General features: G+C 42.9%; 6 protein-coding genes. 3 read left to right on the top strand and 3 right to left on the bottom strand.

Translation table 11 applies throughout. The features are described 5' to 3' along the window. Positions 1 to 49: 49 nt before the first annotated feature. From NWQ57_RS17665 to NWQ57_RS17655, 3 genes are read right to left on the bottom strand one after another with little or no spacing between them, the layout of a single operon-like run. Positions 50 to 1,051, bottom strand: a complete 1,002-nt coding sequence (locus tag NWQ57_RS17665) for a LacI family DNA-binding transcriptional regulator (RefSeq protein ID WP_306023493.1) — start codon at positions 1,049 to 1,051, stop codon at positions 50 to 52. 52 nt (positions 1,052 to 1,103) lie between these two features. Continuing rightward, on the bottom strand, positions 1,104 to 2,429 hold the full coding sequence (locus tag NWQ57_RS17660) for a glycoside-pentoside-hexuronide (GPH):cation symporter (protein ID WP_306023492.1): 1,326 nt from the start codon (positions 2,427 to 2,429) through the stop codon (positions 1,104 to 1,106). Positions 2,430 to 2,436: 7 nt separating this feature from the next. Beyond that, positions 2,437 to 3,819: a GH1 family beta-glucosidase gene (locus NWQ57_RS17655; protein ID WP_306023491.1), complete on the bottom strand. Its 1,383-nt coding sequence runs from the start codon at positions 3,817 to 3,819 to the stop codon at positions 2,437 to 2,439. 267 nt (positions 3,820 to 4,086) lie between these two features. Here NWQ57_RS17655 and NWQ57_RS17650 point away from each other — a divergent pair, with 267 nt between their 5' ends. From NWQ57_RS17650 to NWQ57_RS17640, 3 genes are all read left to right on the top strand, one after another. After that, positions 4,087 to 5,370: a sugar MFS transporter gene (locus NWQ57_RS17650; protein ID WP_372340937.1), complete on the top strand. Its 1,284-nt coding sequence runs from the start codon at positions 4,087 to 4,089 to the stop codon at positions 5,368 to 5,370. Beyond that, on the top strand, positions 5,370 to 7,913 hold the full coding sequence (locus NWQ57_RS17645; RefSeq protein WP_306023490.1) for an exo 1,3/1,4-beta-D-glucan glucohydrolase: 2,544 nt from the start codon (positions 5,370 to 5,372) through the stop codon (positions 7,911 to 7,913). Before NWQ57_RS17650 ends, NWQ57_RS17645 begins: the two co-directional genes overlap by 1 nt. 445 nt (positions 7,914 to 8,358) lie before the next feature. Then, positions 8,359 to 10,941: a glycoside hydrolase family 16 protein gene (locus NWQ57_RS17640; protein ID WP_306023489.1), complete on the top strand. Its 2,583-nt coding sequence runs from the start codon at positions 8,359 to 8,361 to the stop codon at positions 10,939 to 10,941. Positions 10,942 to 11,029 lie beyond the last annotated feature (88 nt).

The raw sequence follows: 11,029 nt of genomic DNA, 5'->3' as shown, positions 1-11,029 counted from the left end.
AACACCGTCAATTTATTTTAGGACGGGACAATGAAGCGATCAAAATGTATTAATTAATTTTTTTGACAGAGTCTCTGACCACTAACTCTGGAGTGAATAGATGCTGAATATCTTCTTTACGATCAATATATAAATTATTAAGTACCCAGCTGGCAGCGGTTTTGCCGATTGCTGAGATAGGATAATTAATGGTTGAAAGTTTAGGGTAGGTGTAACGACTGAAAATGAGATTGTCGAAGCCCATAACCGATATATCGTCAGGAATATGACGGCCTTTTTCACGTAAGGCACTCATGGCTCCAGCGGCCATCTCATCATTTGCGCAAGCAATGGCACTAAAAGATAAGCCTGTTTCCAGTAAGTATTGAACGCCTTTTTGCCCTCCTTCTTCTTGAAAGTTACCTTCAAACATAAGCCTTGGATGAGGCTGTACATCAAATTCAGCTAAGGCACGTAAATGCCCTTTATAACGATCATTGGCATCTATTTTCCATAAAGGCCCTGCGATGTAGGCAATGTCACGATGGCCTTGTTGGAGTAAAAAATGGGTAGCGATGTAACCACCTAGTTCGTTATCTAGGCAAATACAATTTGAGGCTATTTCTGGGATGTAGCGGTTTACTGTAACAAAAGGGATATTGCGTTTTTTAAGGTCAATTAGATAGTCATCAGACACCGCTTCTACATGCAAAATAAGTGCATCGCAGCTGCGGCTAATTAGAAACTCAACCCCTTCTTTTTCGCTTTTTTCATCACTGTGGCCGGCGGTGATAACCGCATGTTTGCCAAATTCACGTAGGGCAAGTTCAATGTCACTCATCATGGTGCCGTAAAATGAACCGTGTAATTCTGAAACTAAAATTCCAACACTATTTGAGCGGTTTGATGCAAGGGATTGCGCCATAGTATTGGGACGGTAATCCAACGTTTTCATGGCTGATAAGACTTTGTTTTTGGTTTTTTCACTGACAATAGAGTTATTGTTAATAACTCTCGATACGGTTGCCAATGATACACCCGCGAGTTCTGAGACTTGATAAATTGTTGCCATAGTGTAGCTAATATTCCATTAACACTGCTGCCTTAAAGGCATTAAGTTGTGCTTAGGTCACCTTACTCAACTCTTTTTGAATGTTGCTGACCTTTGTTTCGGTTAGGCGATAGTAGCGCATTATAAAAGCAACTAACAAGGAAGCGATGCCAGGATAAATAGCAAATGAAAATACGATGCCTTGTTTCACGCTATCACTTTGCTCTGCTCCTGCTTCATAGCCATAAAAAGCTAATAACCAACCTGCAAAAGCACCACCAAGAGCAAGACCAAGTTTAATAAAAAATACCACTGATGAGTATACAATGCCGGTTATTCTGATCCCCGTTAACCACTGTCCATAATCTACCGTGTCCGCCATTTTTGCCCATAGAAGTGGAGTCGCCATTTGAATAAAGAAACTCCACAGAAAATACGCAATAAATGCTAAGAACAGTTGCTCTGCGCCAATAAAATAGCTCAACATACTGATAATCGCAGCCACGACTTGCAATCCGATATAGGCTTTCACTTTACCGATTTTTCGGGCGATATAAGGTGAACATAAACAGCCCACTATATTGCCTATCATGCCTAAGGTGATAAACGCAGTGATGAGCTCTTCGCGCTGTAAGTAGTATTTCACATAATAAATCGCCAGTGTTGAGCGCAGCACCATGCCAATTAATAAAAACAGAGCAGCCCCGCATAACACGCGCCATTGGTCATTTTTCAGCAGTGATTTAAAGTCTTGTTTGAGAGTGGTTTTAACATCACTCGGTGCAATTACTCTTTCTTTAGTGCCAAAGAAGCATAATAAAAATAATCCAATGCCCAAGATACTCATCGCGCCGATAGTCAGTTGGTAGCCTTTGGCTTTGTCTCCTGCTCCAAACCAATCAACCAGGGGCAACGTCAATGATGTGACGAGTAAACCACCAAGCATGGCGCAAACAAAGCGATAAGATTGTAGAGATACTCGTTCACCGGGGTCGCTGGTCATCACCGCACCCAAAGCAGAGTAGGGAATGTTGATTGCGGTGTAGGCAATCATCAACAAGCTATAAGTCACAAAGGCATAAATAATTTTGCCCTGCATCGATAAATCAGGTGTGGTGAATGCGAGTACACTGATCGCGGCAAAAGGAACGCAGAGCCAGAGTAGGTAGGGACGAAATTTACCATGGCGACTTTGAGTGCGATCCGTTATCGCGCCCATCAGTGGGTCGGTGACCGCATCCAAAATTCTTACGGCTAAAAACATAGTGCCGACTATTGCAGGCGAAATACCAAAAATATCCGTATAGAAAAAAGACAAAAACAACATGACCGTCTGAAAAACGATGTTGCTGGCAGTGTCACCAAGTCCGTAGGCAATTTTTTCTCGAGTATGTAGCATAGATAAATTAACCTATTGAATGACTTACACGATGAGGTCTGCTGTTTAATAAATTTCGATACGCTAAACCACTGGCCTTAATTGTTCGTTTCATCGTTGCGTAATCAACATACACAATACCAAAACGTTTGACATAACCTTCTGCCCATTCAAAATTATCCATTAAACTCCAGGCGAAATACCCTCTTATATCAACGCCCTGCCTTATTGCGTCGTCTACTGCCAATAAGTGACTTTGATAATAGTCTAAACGTTGTCGGTCATTAACGGTGTTGTTGATAATTTTGTCCGGCATGGCCGCACCATTTTCAGTGATTAAAATGGGGGGTAGCTTATAAGTACGGTGCAAGTCGAGTAAAAGTTCTGATAAACCTTGCGGATATATTTCCCAACCCATGTCGGTTAGGGGCAGCGGTTTATCCATGACTTTTTGAAACCCTTGTTGAGTTTCTGCCTGATAGATTTCGCGGGTGTAATAGTTAACGCCAATATAGTCTAAGGGCGCCGAGATAATCGCTAAATCGCCTTCAACAATATCAGGTCTATGGGCATGGGGTAGCTGATTGATTAAATCGGGATAAGCCCCTTCTAAAACAGGTCTGATATACCATTGATTAAAATGTTGATCGGCCAATTTAGCGGCTGCTAGGTCTGCGGGATTTTCGGTGAGACTATGACAAGGACTGAAATTCAACACAATACCGTTTAAGGCAGTCGGACAGTTTTTTTGTAGAACTTGCATGGCCAAACCGTGAGCCAAAAGTAAATGATGAGCTGCTTTTTTTCCATACTCGGGGCCGATTAAGCCCGGCGCATGCACACCAATTTCGTAACCTAAATAGGCACTGCAAAACGGCTCATTGAGAGTGGCATAAGAGAATACTTTGTTGCCAAAGGCCTTGCTGATTAAGTCGACATAATTTTGAAATAAATACGCTGTTTGACGGTTGAGCCATCCACCCATATCTTCAATATGTTGAGGTAGATCCCAGTGATAGAGAGTGACATAGGCTTTGATATTTTTGGCCTGTAATTTATCCAGTATATTGTTGTAAAAATCTACCCCGTCTTTGACTAATTGTCCCTGTTTATCAATCACCCGTGGCCATGATATCGAAAAGCGGTAAGCGTCAACGCCTAATGAAGCGATTAAATCGATATCTTGTTCCCACAAGGAAAAGTGATCGCAGGCAGTCAAGCCATTTGAGTGGTCTTTAATTGTGCTGGGTTTGTCGCAAAAGGTATCCCATATATTTTTTAATCTTGAAGTTGCCCCACCTTCAATTTGAAACGCCGCAGTGGCCACGCCAAAAGTAAAATCGCTCGACAACAAACGCGAGTCGCTGGGTAGTTGCAGAGAATGGGTAAGAAGGACAGGTTGCTTTAGCATGGTAGTTCTCTTTTTATACGACATATTTCGGGAAGGCTTGCATAGCTCACAACAATAAATAACTAGACATTTTTATTTGTTGCAATTATTGTAAGCGCTTACATGAATGTTATATCGATGTTAATGTTGCGTCAATTAGAAATGTTACAGTGAAGCGCTATGCGCTCAATTTATTCTTATTTATCAATGCTTTAAAGCCTGATAAAGATAAATAAAATGGGTTCGCGATAGGCTTTTTTGTTCAATTATTGTTACTAAGGGTTAAAAATGGCTCAAATACCAATGGCTGAGGTAGGCAATGCTCATGCTCAGCTTGCACCTGAACAGAAACATGGCTTTGCGCTAGTTTCGCTAACTTCGTTGTTTTTTATGTGGGGTTTCATTACCGCCCTCAATGACATTTTGATCCCTCATTTAAAAGACATCTTTGTTTTAAATTATGCCCAAGCTAATTTGATTCAATTCTGTTTTTTTGGTGCTTATTTCATTATTTCAGTTCCTGCAGGTAATCTTGTTAAAAAGATTGGTTACCAAAAAGGCATTGCTTCTGGATTATTCACGGCGGCATTGGGCTGTCTTCTATTTATCCCTGCGGCTGTATTAGAATTATATTGGATGTTTCTAGGGGCCTTATTTGTATTGGCCTCTGGGATTACGGTGTTACAAGTTGCGGCTAATCCATTAGTGACGTTACTAGGCAGCGCGAGCAAGGCGAGTAGCCGTCTAACCATGACTCAGGCTTTCAATTCTTTAGGCACCACAATTGCGCCGATTATTGGCGGGTATTTACTTTTTAGCACTGTGCAATCAAATGTCGAAAGTGAAGCACAAAAGGTCATCGTTCCTTATATTGTGCTGGCATCAATGCTGGTCGCGCTCGCGGTTTATTTTTTGAACGTAAAGTTGTCAGGCACTCAGCCTCAGCAAGTTGATACGACGCAAATCTCATCCATGAAATCTTTATTTAAACATCGCCATTTAACGTTAGGCGCCTTAGGGATATTTGCTTATGTTGGCGCGGAAGTGTCAATCGGTGGCTTATTGATTAACTTCTTAGGCGAAAAGCACATCGCAGATATGCCTCAAGCAGTGGCTGCTAATTATATTGCCTATTATTGGGGTGGCGCCATGGTAGGACGTTTTATCGGTGCCGTGCTAATGCAGAAAGTGTCACCCAAACTTTTACTGAGCGTTAATTGTTTGATTTCAGTCTGTTTATTAATGATCGCTATTTTAGGCTCAGGCCCATTGGCCATGTGGTCAATACTGTTGATTGGCCTATTCAACTCGATCATGTTTCCTACCATTTTTAGTCTGAGCTTGTTTGGTTTAGGGGCTAACACCAGTCAGGGCTCTGGATTACTGTGTTTAGCGATTGTAGGCGGTGCCATTGTACCGGTTGTCCAGGGCTTATTGGCCGACCAAATTGGCTTGCAACTTTCATTTTTATTACCCGTACTTTGTTATGCATATATCGCGTATTTTGCATTGTTTGGTTCAAATCCTCGCCAGAATGATGCTCAAGTTAACTCATCAGGAGTGCCCCTTTAATGAAATTTACCCCTTTACACACTGCGTTGCTACTCTCTTTGGTTGCTGTTGGAGGCTGCAGTCAAGCACCAGACAACAATACGACAATAGAAAATAAAGCGACAACAACGAAAGTGCCAGACTTCTGGCCTGCGTTAGATATTCAGATTAAGTCGGATCCTACTGTTGAAGCCCAGGTGGCTGACTTATTGAGTTCAATGACGATCGAACAAAAGGTCGCACAAACTATTCAACCGGAAATCCGAGATATCACGGTGGCAGACATGCGCCGTTATGGTTTTGGCTCGTACCTGAATGGGGGAGGTGCTTTTCCAAATAATGATAAACATGCCACGCCACAAGATTGGATAGCCCTAGCACAAAAAATGTATTTAGCATCCATAGATGACCGTGAAGACGGCTCTACCATTCCCACAATGTGGGGCACCGATGCTGTGCATGGTCACAACAATGTTATCGGCGCGACGTTGTTTCCACACAATATTGGTTTGGGAGCAGCCCATAACCCAGACTTAATGAAACAAGTTGCAAAAATTACCGCTAAAGAAGTGATGGCCACAGGTATTGATTGGATTTTTGCTCCCACCGTGGCCACCGTACAGGACGATCGTTGGGGGCGAACTTACGAAAGTTATTCAGAAGATCCCGCAATAATTCGAGAATACTCTCATGCATTTGTGGAAGGCTTACAGGGTGATCCTAGTAGTGGCTATTTCAATGACGACAATGTTATTTCTACGGTAAAACATTTTGTTGGCGATGGCGGTACTGTTAATGGTGATGACCAAGGTGACAACGTATCAAGCGAACAACATTTGTTCGAGCGCCATGCACAAGGTTATGTGGGGGGCTTAAGCGCAGGAGCTCAATCGGTAATGGCCTCGTTTAATAGTTGGCATGGCGAAAAAGTACATGGTAGTCGTTACTTACTGACTGAAGTGTTAAAAGAAAGAATGGGTTTTGATGGTTTTGTGGTGGGCGACTGGAATGGTCATGGACAGGTGCCGGGATGCAGTAATGAGAGCTGTCCACAAGCAATGAATGCTGGTCTTGATATCTACATGGTGGCGACGCCAGCATGGAAGCCACTATATGAAAATACCTTAGAGCAAGTAAAAACCGGCGTTATTTCGATGTCGCGACTGGACGACGCTGTAAGCCGTATCCTGCGCGTTAAAGTACGTGCAGGTTTATTTACTAAGCCTGCACCAGCCGATAGAAAATTCGCAAACTTAGACAATGTTATCGGTAACGAAGCCCATCGAGCAGTGGCCCGTCAGGCAGTGAGAGAGTCTTTAGTATTGCTTAAAAATAACAAGCAATTGCTCCCGATTAGGCCGCAGCAATCGATTTTAATCGCAGGTGATGGCGCTGATAATATCGGCAAGCAGTCCGGCGGTTGGACGATTACATGGCAAGGTACAGGTAATAACAACCAAGACTTCCCCGGTGGTCATTCTATTTATCAAGGTATAAAAGAAAAAGTCGATGCCGCTGGCGGCACAATTGTGCTTTCGGAAACCGGAGAATATACCGATAAACCTGATGTTGCTATTGTAGTATTTGGTGAAGAGCCTTATGCCGAAGGTAATGGTGATATCGATAACCTTGAATACCAGCGTGGCAATAAGCGAGATTTAGCGCTTTTGAAAAAACTTAAAGCAGCTGGTATTCCCACTGTTAGCATCTTTTTAAGTGGTCGTCCTCTGTGGGTCAACCCTGAGCTCAACGCTTCAGATGCTTTTGTTGCAGCATGGTTACCTGGCAGCCAAGGCGAGGGGGTGGCTGATGTCATCATGGCAAACGAAGCGGGTGACGCTAGCTATGACTTCACGGGGCGCTTGCCTTTTTCATGGCCCATGACCCCAAGCCAAACCCCACTAAATTTTTATGATGAGGATTATCAGCCCTTATTCAAATTAGGTTATGGCCTGAGTTATACCAGCCCTGCTGAACTAGCCAATGACTTAAATGAGGTTGTTGCTGAGGAGGCTTCAGGCACTCAAACTCGCGCATTGTTTGATAGGCGTGCGATTGCACCTTGGTACGTTGCAACCCTTGATGACGGTAACGTGATGCAAATGAACAGCAGTACCTTAAGTACAGCTAGTATGGCTATTCGTACTCAAGATAGACGGGTTCAAGAAGACTCATTGCAACTCACCTGGCTTGATAACAGTCAGGCTAAATTTTTATTAATGAGCAACTTTCCTGAAGATTTTCGTGCACTAAGCGACAGCCATTCAACTATTCAATTTGATATCAAATTATTGTCTGGCCTGCCTGAATCTATCTCGCTATCAATAGAATGTGGTGAACAATGTAAGGGCGAAACCTCGTTTGTCGACTTAATAGATGCAAATAACGACCAGTGGCAAACCATTACAATTGACCTACAGTGCTTTACGAATAAAGGTGTAAATTTTGCGTCAGTTATCGCGCCGTTCGTCTTACAAGCAAGTGAAAATACCAGCATTGTTATTTCAGACATCGTACTAACGCCGCAAACAAAAGACCTTGCATTGTTAAAATGTGAATTGTAAAAATAGGCATGCACAGAAAGCACAGCGCTCTGTGCATGCCCTAATGTGTTGACGTCTTCAACACATACCTTGTTTATCATTTTTACCTTACCGTTTATTCTATTTATTAAATCAATTTAGTTTATAAATTGTAAGTGCTTTCATTTTTTACGGTCGCGAATTGTAACTAAATTGTTTACCTTTGCAGTTCGCCGATTTGTTTGAAACCCATTAGGGACTGTCTTTATACGCATACTACTGCGCAGTGCTACCCATTTTCCGTGGTTATCGCCATATTCAGCATATATATCATACAAATTGGAGGTATTGATTTTGTAACAAAGCGCAATGTTTAATGTTAATTAAATGTTGACCTTTTAAGCATTTTGATTTAATTTTGATGAAAGCGCTTACATTATGTGGGTGTGGTTCCATTTGTTTTACTTTGCTACTAGGAATTCAATGCATGAACACAATTAGTACACAAATTCAAAGACTGACGGTAGTTGCGGCTGCTGTAAGTTTGTTTAGCTGTGGGGGCGGCTCTGAGTCAAATACTCAATTTGATGTAGTCAATCCTACTGAGCCCGTTAGTGATTGGGTTTTGGTGTGGGGCGATGAGTTTGATGGCGCAACTATTGACGCCAAAAAGTGGACTCATGAAGTCAACTGCAATGGTGGTGGTAACAACGAGCAACAATGTTACACCGACGCTGCTGACAACTCATTTGTATCAGACGGAACCTTAAAAATAGTAGCTAAACCTGCAGAAGAGGGCGCAGCACTTCCTTATACCTCTGCACGGCTAAATACCCGATACAAAGCGGATTTTAAATATGGTCGCTTTGAAATGCGTGCAAAATTACCTGAAGGGCAAGGCTCATGGCCTGCATTTTGGATGTTACCCACCGACTATGTTTATGGCGGGTGGCCTAAGTCAGGTGAAATCGACATCATCGAAGCGGTAAATTTAAAAACCGTAGATGCTGACGGTAATGTTGAAGGATATGTGCACGGTACTCTGCACTACGGTCAAGAATGGCCAGCAAATAAGTCATCTGGAAAGGCTTATGCTTTGCCTGATATGGCAAACCCTGCAGACGATTTTCATACCTATGCCTTAGAGTGGCAAGAAGGTGAAATTCGTTGGTACGTTGATGGTTATTTATATGCAACGCAAATGGCATCTGAAATCAAATATAACGGTAAGGGCGAAGCGGTTGGCTTGAACCACCGGGGTTGGTTTGCGGAATATTTTGACATTTCTACCGGTGAGCTTGAAACACATTGGGATGCTGCTCCCTTTGATCAAGAATTTCATTTGTTACTTAATTTAGCTGTTGGTGGCGATTGGCCTTCAAATGTGAATAACACTGGCATTGATGAAACAGCATTTGCCAATGGTCAAACCTTTGAAATTGACTATGTCCATGTTTATGAATGTTCCGTTAACCCAGATACGGGTAAAGGTTGTGAAACCATTCGTAAAGGCTACAAAGTTGAGGCAAGTGAAGCAAATCCTGATGGGGCGCTTGTTATTGGTGAAGCGCCAATTCCTGTTCCGCCAAGTACTAGTGGTCCAGCACCATTAACCATGCTTTATGATGATGCTTTAGGTGCCGGTTTGAGCTTTGATAGTTACAACCCTGATAGTGCGATATCTTATTCTCAAGTAGAAGAAGCGGGCCGAGGTAATGTGCTTGAAGTGGTCAAAACGGGCGCAACCGGAAATGTGTATTTCACTGCTGCTATACCCTTTGATTTAACAGGTTATAGCCCAAATGCCGAATTGGTTTTCGACGTTAACGTGGCGAGTTTTGAAGCTGGAGCTGAGTTGTTAGTTAAGCTTGATAGTGGCTGGCCAAACGTAAGTGACTACACTGTCGTGCTGCCAGCATTAGGCGAGTGGGCAGAAGTCAGAATCAATATTGCGGAACTACTTGCCAGCGGAAACCGCTTTGCACCTGGTAGCTTTGCTAAGCCAGAAAGCGTAACGAATATCTTTGTTGTTGAACCAACAGGCCCAATGAGTGTTAAGTTTGATAATATACGTTTAGAAAACCCTGTTGGGACTGAAATCATCACCCTTTACAGCGATGCGCCAGCATCAGATTTAGTGTTTGATAGTTATAACCCTGATAGTTTTGTGACCTACGCTCAGATCGAAGAGGACGGGCGCGGTAATGTACTTGAGTTAGTAAAAACAGGTGCTACTGGTAATGTTTATTTAACCGCTTCACCTGCCTACGACCTAAGCAACTGGAGTGATGCTGCAGAGATTGTTTTTGACATGTATCTCACTAGCGTTGATTCAGGGGTGGAGTTATTGGTTAAGTTTGATAGTGGTTGGCCCGCAGTGAGTGATTATTCTGTCGCTCTACCTGCACCAGGCGAATGGGTTGAAGTACGCATCAATATTGCTGAACTATTAGCCAATGGAAATCGTTTTGCGCCAGGTAATGCGGCAGACAGTGCCAACATACCAAATATCTTTGTTCTGGAGCCCACAGGTGCCTTATCTGCTAAGTTCGACAACATTCGTTTGGAAAATCCACCTGAGCCGACAGTTACCTCTTTGTATGATGATGCATTATCTACTGACCTAGTTTTTGATAGCTACAATCCAGACAGCGCCATTAGTTACAGTGAAGTTGCAGAAGATGAGCGTGGCAGCGTACTTGAAGTGGTGAAAACAGGTGCTGTGGGTAATGTGTACTTTAATGCCAGTGTGCCCTTTGATGTTAGCTCTTGGGGAGCATCAAGCGCCTTAGTATTTGATGTGAACGTGGCAAGTCTGGATTCGGGCGTTGAATTGTTAATCAAGTTTGACAGTGGCTGGCCAAAAGTCAGTGATACCTCAGTGGCTATTCCAACACTAGGAGAATGGACAACAGTTAGGATCAATATTGCTGAGCTGTTGGCAAATGGTAACCGATTTGCGCCTGGTAACTTTGCTGACGAGACATCAATTGCAAACATTTTTGTAATCGAGCCTACCGGACCAATGAGTGTGAAGTTTGACAACGTTCGTTTGGAAGAAAGTCAATGATAATGCGGCTCTCTGACGGGTCGCCATACACCCTAAATGGCCAAGAAACGAATACAGCTAACACTAATAGCACATTGATAACAATTGA

The sequence above is a fragment of the Paraglaciecola sp. genome (assembly GCF_030730205.1).
In the GTDB taxonomy this organism is placed as follows: domain Bacteria; phylum Pseudomonadota; class Gammaproteobacteria; order Enterobacterales; family Alteromonadaceae; genus Paraglaciecola.
This window is presented reverse-complemented; position numbering and strand designations above follow the sequence as displayed.